Below are 15,342 nucleotides of genomic sequence, written 5' to 3'. Positions count from 1 at the left end.
TTGATTTTAGGTCAAGACAGGGCGGGAGAGAAGCGGATTATCTTGGCTTGCGCCAGGCATATATTCTTCTCAGCCACAGCAATAGCTGATACCACTGCTTTATGCCGCGTGCATTGCGAATCATGCGTTTATGTGTGCCGCTGGCGAAAATATCATTAAGTATAAGCTGCCTGGCCACAGGATCCGGTTCGCGACGCACCGCATGGCAAACGGATAATGCCTCATGAGTCACCTGCAAAGGAAATTCACGATACATTTTCACTTTGCCACGATACCGGTGGTTGATATCCTCCAGCAATTCGGCAATGCGGATGTAATGGCGCTGATATTCGACATTTTCATGCCGGTTCTTTTCTGATTACTGATGGATTGGTCGTGAATATAATAACGATAAAACACTTCCTGCGTGTACCTTACCCGACCGGCGTTAAGCATTAATTCCGTGGTCCAGGGAATATCCTGGTGATGCAAGCCCGGCACAAACTGCAGGTTAAGCTGTTTTATCAATGACAGCCGATAAATACCCAGCCAGACCACATGCAAATAGCGTCTGGTGCCTAAGGCCTTATGCAGCCAGGTCGGCCCGTCGAGTACGTCGGTGGAGGTTAACCGGTCGAGAGGAATCAGGGTTTTTATTTCTTTCGAACCCATAAAATACCGCTCGCCATTGCATTGGGCTACATCAAGGTCGTCCCGCTGCGCCATATCCACCAGCGTTCGGTACATATCGGGATAAAGCCGGTCGTCCGCATCGGGAAACGTCACATATTCGCCGCTGGCAATGGCCATACCGGCGTTACGCGCCCTAGAAACACCGCCATTGGGCTGATCGATAACAATAATGTTTTCGTAACGCTCGGCATATAACCTTGCAAGAGCGTCGGACCCATCGGTCGAACCATCATTAACGATGATTATTTCTAAATCTTTAAGCGTTTGGGCCACCAATGACCGCATAAAGTCTTCAAACATCGAACCGGCATTATACAACGGAACGATAACGCTGAGTTTACGTAGCGGCTTGTGGTTATTTAACATTTTGCAATCAACGCCAGCTGTCCAATTAGGAAACTGTTAAATCCATACTGAATAATAACATAAGCTGATGTGTCGAGATCGCTGAAACCCGCCGCGCTCTGCTGTTGCTAGCTCAATTAACCTATTAACTCCTGGCTAATGCAGCATATTTTCGGCAAATAGCGGCGATACCGTAGGGTTCCAGCTGGTGGAGATTTATAAGGGGAGGCTTATTATAAATTGTAAGAATTTTTTCGGCCAGAGAGTCATCGTTCAATTCCGCCAGGCCGCGGGCCAAATCGCCAGTTAATATTTCGGCGGGCCCGCCGGGACAGCGGGTACTGACCACCGGCGTCTGGCAAATCAGCGCTTCCACCAAGACATTACCGAACCCTTCGCTGTCGGAACAGAGAATGAGCATGCGGGCATGCTTGATATAAGGATAGGGATTCGCGGTAAAACCTTTGAATATGACGCGATCGGCAATATTCAGTTCATTGGCCAAGGTTTTCAGCGCGCTGAGCTCCCGGTCACTGCCCTGGCCCATAATGACCAGCGGCGCTTGGATACCGGTAAGGGCATAGCTCCTGAGCAACCGGTCATGGCGTTTGTGGGGATGTAATCGGCCCACATGAATAAGATAATCCTGTCCCGCCATATCGCAGGGTTCGGATGCCAGCCGGCGGATGTCGTCTATATCGAACGGATTATAGATGACCGCCGATTCAGCGGGAGTCACGGCAAATGTACCGGTCATATCTTCCAGCACCGCGCGGGAGACGGCGGTAATATTGCGATGCCGGTACACCCGGCCGATTTTGTAGCGTTTCAAGGCGCGCGATAGCCCTTTGCGATGGCCGAGATAGGAAGGGGAAAACATGCCGTGGAGGCAAAACCAGACTTTTTTCGGATCAAGGGCGCGGCTGCGGGCGACGATGCGGTCGGTTTTATGCAGATGGGATATCACCAAATCGAATTTACCCTCCCGCCGCTCGGCCTCGATAATAGCCGAATCCAGTTTTTTCGCCCGACGGGAAAGTTCGGTAAGCTTGCGCCAGGGAGTTCGGCAATCATCGACAATAACCCGGTAATCGATCCCCTCAGGCAGCGTATAGTCGCAAACGGAGCGTAATGAAAACAGCGAAACGCGGTGACCGGCGGCCATTAATCCTTGCGACAGGGTCAATAGTACTTTCTCCGCGCCGCCGCCCGGCAATCCGTCGATGATCATCAATACCCGCATGCGCTGTTATCCCACTGCCCTGCCTGAGTCATTAAGGTGCGATCCTACCCTAAGATAACGATAAAATCCTGCGGACATTGACCGTCTATTGCCTTTTGCGATAGACATCTTGCCAATGCGTTTGTTCTAATGTCCAATCGGAGCATTATCTACGGCGTTTGCCCTCAGGGGCTCGGCAGCGTAACATACCGGACTCTGATTTCCAGGGATTTTTCACATGAATCAACCCGCATTTATTATTACAATTGATACGGAAGGCGATAATCTTTGGCGTAATCATGGGCAGATTCTGACGGAAAATGCGCTTTTTTTGCCCCGGTTCCAGTCGCTGTGCGAAAAATTCGGTTTCAAGCCTGTTTATCTCACCAACTATGAAATGGCGGTGGATAGCGCATATGTCGAGTTTGCGAAAGATGTCATCGCCCGGGCCCAAGGCGAAGTGGGCATGCATCTGCATGCCTGGAACAGCCCGCCGCTGTTTGATTTAACCGGCGACGACGGTAGGCACAAGCCGTATCTGATTGATTATCCAGATGAAATCATTGCCGCTAAGGTGAAGTTCCAGACGCAATTGCTGGAAGAGACCTTCCAGACCAAAATGCTCAGCCATCGCGCCGGGCGTTGGGCGTTGAACGAGCTTTATGTAAAAGTATTGATTGAACACGGCTATCGCGTCGACTGTTCCGTAACGCCTCGGGTGGACTGGCGCCGTTCTCCCGGCGCGCCTCAAGGCCAGGGCGGTACCAACTATATCGGCTTCCCCGATCAAGCCTATTTCATCAACCCGGAAAATATTGCCGCCGCAGGTGATTCCCCGTTGCTGGAAGTCCCCATGAGCACCCGCTACAAGCACCCGGCATGGGTCAACTCCGTCAAGAGCCTCTATGACAGTCTCAGGGGTAAAAGCCGGACGCCGTCGGTGCACTGGCTGCGCCCTCACGGCGGCAATGTGGCGAATATGCAATGGGTGGTTGATACCATGCTGGCCCGGGGAAGCGACTATGTTGAATTCATGCTCCATTCATCGGAACTGATGCCCGGCGGCAGCCCCACCTTTGCCGATGAGGCCGCCATTGAGCGGTTATATGCGGATCTTGAGCAGCTGTTTGAGTGGTTAAGCGGACGTGTCGTCGGCATGACACTGGCAGAATATTATCAAAAAAAGACATGAGCCGTGAGAAATGAAGAAAAAGAAAATTTTCCTGATTTATATTTTTCTCAATATTTATAATAAAATTTTCGGGCATTTAAAAAATACCGCAACGTTAAGCGCAGCTTCTGAATTCGACAGCATTGTTATCATGTCCACGACGGCATTAGGGGACCTTCTATTTAATACGCCGGCCATTCATGCGTTACGCAAACGCTATCCTGCAGCCCATGTGACGTTGGTTTCGAGCAACAAGAACAGCTCTATGGTGGAGGGCAGCACTTATTTCAATAAAATCATCTATTGGGATAATAAAATAAAGCACGCATATGGAGTCATAAAAAAATTACGGCAATCCAAGCCACAGCTTACGGTAATACTCCATTCGCATATGCCCTATGATGTTCTTATCGCCGTGATGGCAGGCAGCCATTACATCATGCGTGACAATTATGCGACGGATTCGCAATTGCTTAATCCCTTATTGGCGGCCTCGTCGGGACGATTCAATGGCCATATCATCCTACGTAAATTAAAGCTGCTGAATGTCCTGGGATGCGATACCGACGATATCAGGATGCATATACCGGTGGCTTTTGAGCATGTTGAAAAGGTTCCCCATCAAATCAATATAGGTTTCCAGATGGGGGCTTCGGAAACCATCCGGCAATGGCCGGTCTACCGCTTTGCTGAACTGACCCGGGCAATTCTGGCCCTGAATTCGGCGGCAGTTCAATACCGGATCATACTGATAGGCAGCTCCAGGGAAAGTCATCTGGCGGATGCCTACCTAGGGTCGCTGAATGCCGAAGAGCGTCAATATATCGTCTCGCTGGTAGGAAAAACCAATCTGAAGCAGCTGCTGTCAAACATTGCCAATCTGGATGTATTGGTAACAGGCGATACCGGGCCATTGCATATCGCGGTTGCGCTGAACGTTAAAACCATCAGCCTGTTTGCAACGGCGAATCCCCATCATACCGGGCCATTGCAGTCTCTGGATTTACACAAGATTATTTATGTAAAAGACCGTTTGGATGCAGGAGCGTCGTCGCCAAAGGATTTCCCGTTGGCTATTATTTCCGCCGATGAGGTTTTCGGCGAAATCAAAAAAATGGGCCTACACCCTGATCCGCTTATGTCACCGAAAGCGTAAGCGGGTATCAGACACTCAGCGTGGTTTGTTTGCCGGGCGGGCTTAATATCACCGCCAGGGGGAACCAGAACAAATACCATGTTACCCCGGGATTGCTGATGATAAACATGCCTTGCGTGGTAAAGAAAAAAATCATGAATAAAAAAAGCGCCGCTTCAAAACCCTGCCGATAAGCCAGATGTTTTTTGGCCATGTACAGGCCATAGGACAGAACTCCCCCCAGCAAAAAAAGTCCGGCGATACCGCCTTTCAGCAGTGTGGAGAGGTAGAGGCTGTGTGTAGTCTTGACCGGCGCATTGAGACTATTTACAAAATGCAATTCTTTGTTAAAGCCCCAACCGAAAAAGGGGTGTATTTGTACCATATCCAGGGTATGCGCCCAAATGCCGACGCGAATGAAGCTTTGCTGATACGCGGTCTCAAAACGGTTGAATAAAATATATTCAAAATTCATCATTACTATAAATGATGCGAGCATAATGATGAAAATTAGGAAAATGACTATATGCTGCTTTCTAATGGCCGGTTTCATTAACAGCAGTGGTAACAGTGAAACCACAAACGAAAGCAGTGGTCCTCGGCTTTGTGTCAAAATTACGCCGATAAATAAAAGGAATAGGCAGATAAAACCACTTATTGTTAGTATCTCTGATAATTATCAGGCATAAAAATCCCAATACAAAAATATCCCGCCAGGTCAATAACGTTTGATGGCGCGGCAAAAAGAAACCATCAATCTATTGGTAAGAATGGATTTCTTATCGACACAATAAAAGTCAATAGCAGCAGAATTATTATCCCTGCCAGCGCGAAAAGCAATATTCCTGTTTTTTCCATTGAGGCAGGCTTGCCGGTAAATGAATAAAAAGCCAGCAGATAGAGAGAATGAGTTATGGCTGAAATAAAATCACGAGGATTATCAGACCAAAAGGTACTCAGGCAGAAGTACACCAGGAAAACGGCCGTAATGGTGAGGCCCTTCTGAAAGCAGTATCTTCAAGAAAGAGTATAATTAATTTTTATTGTCAGTGAAAAGAGTTATCCCCAGCAAGATAAGAGACAAATGATATATATTGTTAACTTTGGTATAGCCGCAAAATATAGCGCTAAGCAATAAAAAGTTGGTAGAAAAAATATAATTCTTTTCAGAAAATTGTTTAATTCTAATGGACGTCATAAAATCGACCTTTTCAAATATATCATTACCCAATGCACTATGTTTGGAAAGATTTTTGACGGTAACGCCTTTCTTCTTCAACACAATGCTGGCATGCCTAAAGGCAGGTTCAATCAAACTTGCAAATTTTTCATCAAGAAAACAGGGCAATTTATTCGTTTCATTTTCATAAAAACGCGGCTGAGTAAAATTATTCATGTCCAGCCCGGCAATGTAAACCGTCTGAAAACCCATGAATGCCACGATTTGCAATGCCCAATAAACAACGGTACCGGCATCGAAAATTCCGCTGCGGATGTCATTACTAAAAGCGATATGCTTATGCCCAGGGCAAATAGACACGTCTTTGGCGTTGCGATAAGTGTCTAAAATCTGCACCGGTATCACTTTGCGTTCATAAATTTTGTAGCAAGCATCTTCAATGATGACCACTTTGCATTGTATTTTTGCCGTGGTAAACGCGTTAATGATTTTAACGACGCCGTGCAAGGTGGTAAACAGTGTGATAGCCGGATCGGATATCACCCCTTGTACCATCTCGATTTTTTTATCGATAAAAGTCATATCAACGATGACATAAAATTGAAAATTTATTTTATCCCGCAGAGCATAAGCGCCGTTGACACCCATTACCGGCATTGCGGGGAAACGGGAAAAATCCATATCGTTGATGGAAGGTCCGGTGGCGGTGATAAGAATGTTCCCGGTATGCCTTCGCTGCAATGATGAGATTTTCTGTATCTTCACCGATTCACCACGATAGCGCAATGACGTTATCTCCCCGCTGGGCGCACGGGCAATTTTCACGTAAGGCCATAGATTCTCGTTGTGCCTATAGGCCCGTGGCCGGGTGTATCGATAGATTTGCTTAAAAAATGTACTCATTGTTCACTCAATATTGTCAAGCACTTCTGCAATATTAGCGGGTTTAATGTCTTTCATATAATGGCTTCCGGCGGGCGCTGTCACAAAAATCTGGTTTTTACCGTAACTGCCAATCAATTTGGGATCGGTAGGGCCATATAATACGATATTCGGCCGATCGAGCGCAGCGGCCAAATGACTCAAGCCGGTGTCTACCGACACTACCGCTTTAGCGCCGGCCAGTACCTGCGCGACGTCACTGAGTGTAAGTCTTGGAAGCACCTCAACAAAAGGGAAATCATCTGAAAGTCGAAGCGCTCGCTTATATTCCGGCTCCGAACCCCAAGGCAATTTGATGGTAAGGCCGCGAGCCGCCATTAATCCTATCAATTCGCGCCAGTGCGATTCCGGCCAATGTTTTTCCGCCCGTGTCGTGGCATGTAAAAATACCAGATACGGTTCGACGGCCGACTTGCTTGTCAGAGAGCTGAAATGCCCCGCGATGGCATAATCGCCTTTACCCGCCGGAACGTCATAACCCAGGCTGAGGGCGAAGAGCTGGCGGATGCGTTCCACTGCGTGCTGGCTGCGTGCAACGGCATGGCGTTGGTTATAGAACCAGCTGGCAAAAGGTTCGCGCGCGCTTTTACAGTCCAGGCCGTGCTTTTCTCCCCGGGCGACGCGGGTGACCAGGGCCGCGCTCTTGATAAGTCCCTGGGCGTCAATCACCCGGTCATACTGCTGGCGTCGCAAGTGTTTTTTGAAGTCGCAGCGCTCCTGGCGGGCAACGCTGCCGAACCAGTTTTTACGCCAGCGCCTGATGGCCACCGGGATCACCTGTTCCACCGCCGGATGCCATGAAGGGATTTGCGCAAAACCCTCTTCCACCACCCAGTCGAAACGAATGCCGGGTATGGCATGCATAGCGTCGGTCAAGGCGGGCAGGGGATGCAGGATGTCTCCCATGGAAGAGGTTTTGACGATAAGCACCCGCATCAGTTTTCCTTACCGGCTGCAGCAAGGGTATCCAGTTCGGCCATAACCTGTTCAGGCTGGATATCGATAAGACTCTGATGATAACCCTGATCGCCGTCGCCTTTACGCACTCGCTGATAGCCGGTAATCAGTCGTATTACTCTGGCCTGGTGGGATAGCGGCGGGGTAAAATCGGGACTGCTGGGGCCATAAAGCGCCACCAGCGGCCGCCCCAGCGCGGCGGCTACATGCATCAGCCCTGAATCATTGCTCACCACGGCCCGGCAGGCGGCTATCAGGATGACGGCCTGCTCCAGGGCGGTGGCGCCGGCCAGATTACGGCAATAAGGCCGTTCGTTTGCCGGCAGCAGGGCGATTATTTCGTCCCCCGCCTGGCGGTCTTTCGCCGAACCGAAAAGAACGATTTGATCACCGCCGTCTATCAGCGATTTCGCCAGGGTTGCATAGTGGTAATGGGGCCAGCGTTTGGCGGGCCCGAACTCCGCTCCGGGACAAAAACCCACCAGGGGACGGCCGTTAGCGAGCCCGAATTCACTGACGGCGGTGGTTGATTCATTCTCATCGACCCGCAGGCGCGGCCAAGGCAAAGGGTTCGGCAACGCTTTCGCCGAACGGACGGTAGGGGGATAAGCCAAGGCGACATAGCGCTGAACCATCAGGGGAAACGCGGTTTTATCCAGTACCCGCAGATCGTTGAGCAGTCCGTAGCGCATTTCGCCTCGCCACCCGGTACGTATCGGGATGCCGGCAAAAAAAGGCACCAGGGCGGACTTGAACGAGTTGGGCAGAATCAGCGCCCGATCGTAGCGTTCATCCCTCAACTCCCGGCCGAGCCGGCGGCGTTCACCCAGCTGCAGCGTCCCATGGCCAAGGGGCATGGGCAGCGCCCGGCGCACCTCCGGCATCCGGTTTAACAGCGGACGGCACCAGGCCGGCGCCATCACGTCTATTTCCGCAGCGGGATGAAGATCCTTTATGCTGCGATACAAACTTTGCGACATCATCATGTCGCCCACCCAGGATGGCCCGATAACCAGTATTTTCATGCCGCCGCTATCTTCCCTTGCGCTGATTTCAACGGGTGCGATTCAGCCAGGCCAAATAGGCACAAACGCCTTCGGCTACTGTTTTGAATGGCTTATCGTAACCCGCGGCGCGCAGTTGGGTTAAATCGGCTTGGGTGTAGGCCTGATAACGACCTTTGAGTTTCTCGGGGAAATCAATATATTCGATCTGGCCCTTTTTATGGAAATCCAGCACCGCATCGGCCACCGCCTGGAATGATTCCGCCCGGCCGGTACCGCAGTTGAAAATGCCGGAAACGCCGTTTTGCCAGAACCACAAATTCACCTCGGCCACGTCGCCGACGTAGATGAAATCGCGTTTGAACCCTTCGCTGCCGGAAAATAATTTGGGATTTTCACCGGCGAGGATCTGGTTGTTAAGGTGGAAAGCCACGCTGGCCATACTGCCTTTGTGGCCTTCACGGGGTCCGTAGACATTGAAATAGCGGAATCCGCAGATCTGAGAGTCCGTCTGCGGCAGCAGGGTGCGCACATACTGGTCGAACAGGAATTTGGAATAGCCGTAAACGTTCAGCGGCTGTTCATACTGACGCTGTTCGATAAAGTTTTCCGTCCTGCCGCCATAGGTAGCGGCGGAAGACGCATAAAGAAAGGGAATGGTCCGTTCAAGGCAGTAATGCAGCAATTCCTTGGAGTATTGATAGTTATTGTCCATCATATACTTCCCGTCCCACTCGGTGGTGGACGAACAGGCGCCTTCGTGGAATACCGCTTCAATATCGCCGAAATCATCGCCGGCGATGATACTGCCGATAAAATCCTCTTTATCCATATAATCGGTAATATCCAGATCCGCCAGATTGACGAATTTGGTGCCATCCTTAAGGTTATCCACCACCAGGATATCGTTATATCCGACATTATTCAGAGACTTAACAATATTGCTGCCGATAAAACCGGCCCCACCAGTGACGACTATCATGGATTAACCCTTGTGTAATCTTGGCGGAGCAGGCACTGCGTCTGCCCCTTTATGGCTCTTAGCATAACATTTTCGGCGAAAGCTTAATATCCGTCCGGCGCTGAAGCGAACCAATGTTTAATCTGCGTCACCCAAGACGCCTGATTCAAGCTGGAAAATATCACGCTGAACATCGCATCAGCATAAACCGGCGGCGGAGCCTGCTTGACAATACATTGCGGAACGCCCTGGAACCGATGGCGCGGACGGCCGGGGGCCGGTAACGGCGTCGGCGCGGGGGAGGGTGAAGTCGCCTCGTTCACCAGCGCGCTGGGGGGCACCAGCATGATATCCGACGGCAACGCCGACAATACCTGCTGCAGCACCTTGATGGTGTCCGGATGAGGGTGCCCGATAGCGATGGCCGAGCCGTTACGGCGGGCCAGGGCTACGGCACGGTTGAACTGCTGCCGGATGTCGTCCTGGTTGGACGTGTCGTCCAGAAATACATTGCGTTTGATTACCTTGACGCCGGTGCCGGCCGCCGCCTGGCGCGACTGGCTGTTGCCGATGGTCATGCTGTCGAGAAAATAAAAGGGATAGCGGCTCAGTACCTGCATGACATTTTGCATGCCCGCCAGGCTGGAGGTCATGGCGCTGCCCATATGGTTGTTCACCCCGACGGCATACGGAACTTTGCCCACCGCATCGCGCACGATGCGGGCGATCTCATCCCGGCTCATGCTAGGGAACAGCGTGTCCCGTTCCAGTGGCTGCTTGCTCAACGGCGCCATCGGCAGGTGAATCAGAACTTCCCGTCCCTGCGCATGGGCTTTGCGCGCCATCTCGGCGGCAAAGGGAGCATTGGGCAAGACGGAGATGGATACGGCGGTGGGCATCGACAGCACTTGATATTCAGTATGCGGACGATAGCCGAAGTCGTCGATGACGATGGCCAGCCTGCCGGCAAAAGCGGTTTTAGCCATACCGAGCAGGAGCAACAGTACCAGGGCACCGGTTTTTTTATTCAACACGCTATCTTCCTAACCATGGCAAGGGGTTGATCGCCTGGCCGCGACGACGAATTTCGAAATAGAGGGCTGAGGTATCCTGCCCGCCGCTGGTGCCCACCAGCGCGATGGGCTGGCCGGATTTAACCTGATCCCCCACCTTCACCAGGGCGCTTTGATTGTAGCCGTAGAGACTCATATCTCCTTGACCGTGTTCAAGCACCACCACCAGGCCATAGCCCTGGAGCCAGTCGGCCATCAGCACGCGGCCGTCGGCAATGGCTTTGACTTCGGTGCCTTCGGGGGCGGCGATCACCATGCCCTTCCAGCGCAGCTCGCCTTGCAGCGCTTCTCCGAACTGATGCAGGGTGCGGCCCCTGACCGGCCACATGGCTTGCCCGGCGGGCTGGCCCAGTCCGCCGGTACGGGACATTAGCTCGCGTTCGCTGGTGGAAGGTTTATAGGTCGCTCCCTGGCGTTTAGCCTGTTCCTGCCGTTCCCGCACCTGCTGCGCCTCGCGTTCTTCCCGCTCGGCACGGGCTTTGGCTTCCCGTTCTGCGCGGGCGATATCGTTTTGCAGGCGGGCTTCGTTTTGCCGCAGTTCGTTTAGGCTAAGCTGATTTTGATGGATGGAGGTATCGAGGGCGGAGAGCGTTTTCTTTCGCGCCAGCCGGGCATTTTCCAGCGTTTTCTGCTCGGACTGCTGCTGTCGCAGCATTGTCGCCTGCTGAAGCTGTTTTTGCTGCAGATCGGTTTTCTGACCCGCCAGTTGCTGCCGTGTCTGTTTGAGATCCTGAATGGATTTTTCCCGCGCCTGATTGAGATAGCTGAAATACGCCAGGATCCTTTCGCTGCGCTGGCCTTCTTCCCCGCTTAAAATCAATTGCAGACCGGAGTTGCGGCCCTGGCGAAACGCGGCGTCCAACTGCTGCGCCAGCAACTTCTGCTGAGCGGCCTGGCGCGCTTGCAACTGTTTGATGGATTGGTTCAGCCTGTCTATATCCTGAGTCAGCGACGCCAGCGTGCCTTGCGTCTCGCGCAGGGCACGGCTGGATTTGGAAATGGACTCTTCCTGTTTTTTCAGCTGGCTCAGCAATGCGCCGCGCTGCTGTTGCTGTTGCTGTACGCTTTTTTCTTTCTCGGCGATATTTTGCTGCAGGGTTTTAAGCTGTTGCTTGTTGTCATCGGCGTGGCCGGCTATAGGCAATAACATTACGCCAGCATAAAACAGGCTGGCGTAAACATGATGCTTTAACGTTGGAAAAGGGCCTCGGCTGCCGTTTTCCCCGGTATTCACTCTTTTCAACGATGCCTTTCCCCTCATTGACAAGATTATTCCACGTTGAACAGCGGCTTACCAGTTATCTATGGCGTAAATCCCTTCGCCCACATGTCTGCATGCCTGGGTAAGAGATAAAATTAGGCGATAAAGGCCACAATTTTTAGCGACATGGGGCGCAATGTGGTTAGTTTCTTCTTTCCGGCCATGTATATTGGCTGAATTTGCCGTAATGCGAGGGTATACTCGAAGCCTTTACTGCGTGGCCACAACTCACGGGAGCTTTTACACCCCATGCAAGAAATTATGCCGTTCGTTAGCGATCACCCCATGCTTTGTCTGGCCTGGGTCGCTTTATTGATCGCCGTCATCGTAACCACTGTAAAAACACGTTTTTCCAAGGTGAATGAAATTACCCGCGGCGAAGCCATCCGTCTGATCAATAAGGAAGACGCTGTCATAGTTGATTTGCGCAGCCGGGATGACTACCGTAAAGGACACATTGCCAACGCGTTGAATCTCACCTCGTCCGAGGTGAAAAGCGGCAATCTCGGCGAGTTGGATAAAGCCAAAACGAAACCGGTTATCGTGGTATGCGCAACCGGCACTACGTCGCGCGAGCCGGCGGAAAATCTGAACAAAGCGGGCTTTGAACGGGTTTATGTCCTCAAGGAGGGCATATCCGGCTGGAGCGGAGAGAACTTACCCCTTGTCCGGGGCAAGTAAGACAAACCTGAAAGGGGGAACCATGGCCAATATTGAAATCTATACCAAAGCGACTTGTCCATATTGCCATCGCGCCAAGGCTTTACTCACCCGCAAGCACGCCGTATTCCAGGAAATACCCATTGACGGGGATGCGGATAAACGGGAAGAAATGATTAAACGCAGCGGCCGCAACACGGTTCCACAAATTTTCATCGACGGACAGCATGTGGGTGGCTGTGATGATTTACACGCACTTGATGCGCGCGGTGGATTGGATCCCCTGCTTAAATAAGCCGGGAGCCAGACGCGCGTCCGGGTGCATGAAGCGAAATTAACCAAAGGGTTTTTTAATGTCCGAGCAAAATAATACCGAGATGACGTTCCAGATCCAGCGCGTTTACACCAAGGACGTCTCTTTTGAAGCACCTAACGCACCAAAGGTTTTTCAGCAGGAATGGCAGCCGGAAATCAAGCTGGATCTCGATACCGCCTCCACTCAGCTGGCGGAAGGCATCTATGAAGTGGTATTACGCGTGACGGTAACGGCGCTGCTGGGGGAAGAGACCGCTTTCCTGTGTGAAGTGCAGCAGGCCGGCATCTTCACCATTTCAGGCATTGACGGGACGCAGTTGGCTCATTGCCTGGGCGCGTATTGCCCGAATATTCTTTTCCCCTATGCCCGGGAGTGCATAACCAGCCAGGTATCCCGCGGTACGTTCCCGCAGCTTAACCTGGCGCCGGTGAACTTTGACGCACTGTTCATGAACTATCTGCAACAGCAGACCGATGGTGAAGGAAACCAACCGACCCAGGAAGCCTGATGATGCCTAAAAGTGCCTCCATGATTGTTATCGGTGCCGGCTCCTACGGCACGGCCCTTGCTATTACCATGGCGCGAAACGGTCATGAGGTACTGTTATGGGGGCATGATCCCGATCATATCCATGCCCTGGAGGCGGCGCGGTGCAACCAGGTCTTTCTGCCCGATGTGCCTTTCCCGCCTTCGCTGCGTCTTGAGACGGATTTGTCCCGTGCCATGCTGTTCAGCCGCGACGTGCTGATTGTGGTGCCGAGCCATGTGTTCGGCAGCGTATTGACGCAAATCCGGCCGCATTTGCGGCCCGATGCACGCGTGGTCTGGGCAACCAAAGGGTTGGAGGCGGACACCGGCCGCTTATTGGCGGATGTGGCCCGTGAAGTATTGGGTGATACGATCCCTCTGGCGGTGATCTCGGGACCGACTTTCGCCAAGGAGCTGGCGGCGGGTTTGCCCACCGCCATTGCCCTGGCATCCACCGACGCCGATTTTTCGGCTGATTTACAGTATCTGCTGCATTGCGGCAAAAGCTTTCGCGTCTACGGCAACGCTGATTTTATCGGCGTCCAGCTGGGCGGCGCGGTTAAAAATGTGATAGCCATCGGCGCCGGCATGTCGGATGGCATCGGCTTCGGCGCCAATGCCCGTACGGCGCTTATCACCCGCGGACTCGCGGAGATGTCGCGTCTTGGCGCCGCCCTGGGTGCGGACCCGGGGACGTTTATGGGCATGGCGGGACTCGGCGACCTGGTCTTGACCTGCACCGATAACCAATCCCGTAACCGTCGGTTCGGCATGCTGCTCGGTCAGGGTGTCGACGTTCAGACCGCTCAGGACCGCATCGGCCAGGTAGTGGAAGGTTATCGCAATACGAAAGAGGTGCTGGCGCTGGCAGGGCGTTACGGAGTCGAGATGCCGATCACCGAACAAATCTACCAGGTGCTCTACCGTAACAAAAATGCCCATGAAGCGGCGCTAAGCCTGCTCGGACGAGCCCAAAAAGACGAGAAAACAGGTGGTTGACGGCTGTCGGCCGTCCGGCAAGAGTGATTACATCAGCAAAAGGGTCGTGAGTATGTCCACTGAAGAATTGGAAGCGGTATGGAATAACATCAAAGCTGAAGCGCGTTTGCTGGCGGAGTGTGAACCCATGCTGGCCAGTTTTTTTCATGCCACTCTGCTGAAACATGAAAATTTAGGCAGTGCCCTGAGCTATATGCTGGCGAATAAATTGGCCAATACCATTATGCCGGCCATCGCCATTCGTGAAATAGTGGAAGAGGCCTACAAGAACGACGAGCAAATGATCCATTCCGCGGCCCGCGATATCACCGCCGTGCGGCTGCGCGACCCGGCGGTGGACAAATACTCCACGCCGTTGCTCTATCTCAAAGGGTTCCATGCCCTGCAGGCCTACCGTATCGGCCACTGGCTATGGAGCCAGGATCGGCAGGCCCTGGCCATCTATCTTCAAAACCAGATCTCGGTTTCTTTCGGGGTCGATATCCATCCGGCCGCCAAAATCGGCTGCGGTATCATGCTTGACCACGCCACCGGAATAGTTATCGGCGAGACGGCCATTGTTGAAAATGACGTCTCCATTTTGCAGTCGGTGACGCTGGGCGGTACCGGGAAGACCAGCGGCGATCGCCATCCCAAGATTCGCGAAGGGGTCATGATCGGCGCCAATGCCACCATTCTGGGCAATATCGAAGTGGGACGCGGCGCTAAAATCGGCGCGGGCTCGGTGGTATTACAATCAGTACCGCCCCACACCACTGCGGCTGGGGTTCCCGCCAGGATTGTCGGCAAGCCGGACAGCGATAAACCCTCCATGGATATGGATCAGTTTTTCGGCAGCCATGGCTTTGAGTACGGCGACGGCATCTGATTCGTTTCCAGCGTTGGTTGAAACCCATACGCCACGTGGCGTAGTCGA

Annotated in this window: 15 protein-coding genes and 1 pseudogene; 7 read left to right on the top strand and 9 right to left on the bottom strand. The window is 52.5% G+C overall.

The features are described from left to right. Nucleotides 1-37 precede the first annotated feature (37 nt). Nucleotides 38-1,038: pseudogene (locus GTU79_RS28825) on the bottom strand (glycosyltransferase). A gap of 124 nt (nt 1,039-1,162) precedes the next feature. After that, on the bottom strand, nt 1,163-2,260 hold the full coding sequence (locus tag GTU79_RS28820; protein WP_203524122.1) for a glycosyltransferase: 1,098 nt from the start codon (nt 2,258-2,260) through the stop codon (nt 1,163-1,165). Nucleotides 2,261-2,477: 217 nt separating this feature from the next. Here GTU79_RS28820 and GTU79_RS28815 point away from each other — a divergent pair, with 217 nt between their 5' ends. Both GTU79_RS28815 and GTU79_RS28810 read left to right on the top strand, forming a co-directional pair. After that, nucleotides 2,478-3,431: a polysaccharide deacetylase family protein gene (locus GTU79_RS28815; protein WP_203524121.1), complete on the top strand. Its 954-nt coding sequence runs from the start codon at nt 2,478-2,480 to the stop codon at nt 3,429-3,431. 418 nt (nt 3,432-3,849) lie between these two features. Further along, a complete protein-coding gene (locus GTU79_RS28810) occupies nt 3,850-4,566 on the top strand; it encodes a glycosyltransferase family 9 protein (RefSeq protein WP_203524120.1) in 717 nt (238 codons plus the stop codon). Between the two features lie 7 nt (nt 4,567-4,573). Here the strand turns inward: GTU79_RS28810 and GTU79_RS28805 are convergent, their stop codons facing one another. The 7 genes from GTU79_RS28805 to envC all read right to left on the bottom strand — a co-directional run bounded on the left by GTU79_RS28805 (nt 4,574) and on the right by envC (nt 11,923). Next, nucleotides 4,574-5,158, bottom strand: coding sequence for an O-antigen ligase family protein (locus tag GTU79_RS28805; RefSeq protein WP_214513588.1), 585 nt, complete (start codon nt 5,156-5,158; stop codon nt 4,574-4,576). Between the two features lie 420 nt (nt 5,159-5,578). Next, nucleotides 5,579-6,550: a sugar glycosyltransferase gene (locus GTU79_RS28800; protein WP_338091450.1), complete on the bottom strand. Its 972-nt coding sequence runs from the start codon at nt 6,548-6,550 to the stop codon at nt 5,579-5,581. A gap of 81 nt (nt 6,551-6,631) precedes the next feature. Continuing rightward, nucleotides 6,632-7,603, bottom strand: coding sequence for a lipopolysaccharide heptosyltransferase RfaC (rfaC, locus tag GTU79_RS28795; protein WP_214513587.1), 972 nt, complete (start codon nt 7,601-7,603; stop codon nt 6,632-6,634). Beyond that, nucleotides 7,603-8,649, bottom strand: coding sequence for an ADP-heptose--LPS heptosyltransferase RfaF (gene rfaF / locus GTU79_RS28790; protein WP_203524116.1), 1,047 nt, complete (start codon nt 8,647-8,649; stop codon nt 7,603-7,605). Before rfaF ends, rfaC begins: the two co-directional genes overlap by 1 nt. 28 nt (nt 8,650-8,677) lie before the next feature. Further along, nucleotides 8,678-9,610, bottom strand: coding sequence for an ADP-glyceromanno-heptose 6-epimerase (rfaD, locus tag GTU79_RS28785; protein WP_203524115.1), 933 nt, complete (start codon nt 9,608-9,610; stop codon nt 8,678-8,680). A gap of 83 nt (nt 9,611-9,693) precedes the next feature. Further along, entirely contained in the window at nt 9,694-10,575 is an 882-nt protein-coding gene (locus GTU79_RS28780; RefSeq protein WP_203524301.1) for a divergent polysaccharide deacetylase family protein, read from the bottom strand. A 49-nt stretch (nt 10,576-10,624) separates the two neighbouring features. Beyond that, nucleotides 10,625-11,923: a murein hydrolase activator EnvC gene (gene envC / locus GTU79_RS28775; protein WP_203524300.1), complete on the bottom strand. Its 1,299-nt coding sequence runs from the start codon at nt 11,921-11,923 to the stop codon at nt 10,625-10,627. Between the two features lie 249 nt (nt 11,924-12,172). Here envC and GTU79_RS28770 point away from each other — a divergent pair, with 249 nt between their 5' ends. From GTU79_RS28770 to cysE, 5 genes are read left to right on the top strand one after another with little or no spacing between them, the layout of a single operon-like run. Continuing rightward, nucleotides 12,173-12,604, top strand: a complete 432-nt coding sequence (locus tag GTU79_RS28770; RefSeq protein ID WP_203524114.1) for a rhodanese-like domain-containing protein — start codon at nt 12,173-12,175, stop codon at nt 12,602-12,604. Nucleotides 12,605-12,626: 22 nt separating this feature from the next. After that, nucleotides 12,627-12,878 carry a glutaredoxin 3 gene (gene grxC / locus GTU79_RS28765; RefSeq protein ID WP_132924290.1) on the top strand — a complete coding sequence of 84 codons (252 nt, stop codon included), beginning with the start codon at nt 12,627-12,629 and terminating at the stop codon, nt 12,876-12,878. 58 nt (nt 12,879-12,936) lie between these two features. Then, nucleotides 12,937-13,407, top strand: coding sequence for a protein-export chaperone SecB (gene secB, locus GTU79_RS28760; protein WP_132924292.1), 471 nt, complete (start codon nt 12,937-12,939; stop codon nt 13,405-13,407). Then, nucleotides 13,407-14,426, top strand: coding sequence for an NAD(P)H-dependent glycerol-3-phosphate dehydrogenase (gpsA, locus tag GTU79_RS28755; RefSeq protein WP_132924294.1), 1,020 nt, complete (start codon nt 13,407-13,409; stop codon nt 14,424-14,426). The genes secB and gpsA overlap by 1 nt, the downstream gene beginning before the upstream one ends. Nucleotides 14,427-14,478: 52 nt before the next feature. Beyond that, a complete protein-coding gene (cysE, locus tag GTU79_RS28750) occupies nt 14,479-15,294 on the top strand; it encodes a serine O-acetyltransferase (RefSeq protein ID WP_203524113.1) in 816 nt (271 codons plus the stop codon). Nucleotides 15,295-15,342 lie beyond the last annotated feature (48 nt).

The organism is Sodalis ligni (assembly GCF_016865525.2).
Classification (GTDB): Bacteria; Pseudomonadota; Gammaproteobacteria; order Enterobacterales; family Enterobacteriaceae; genus Acerihabitans; species Acerihabitans ligni.
Note: the sequence above shows the minus strand (reverse complement) of the source record. Positions and strands in the feature narration are given on the sequence as shown.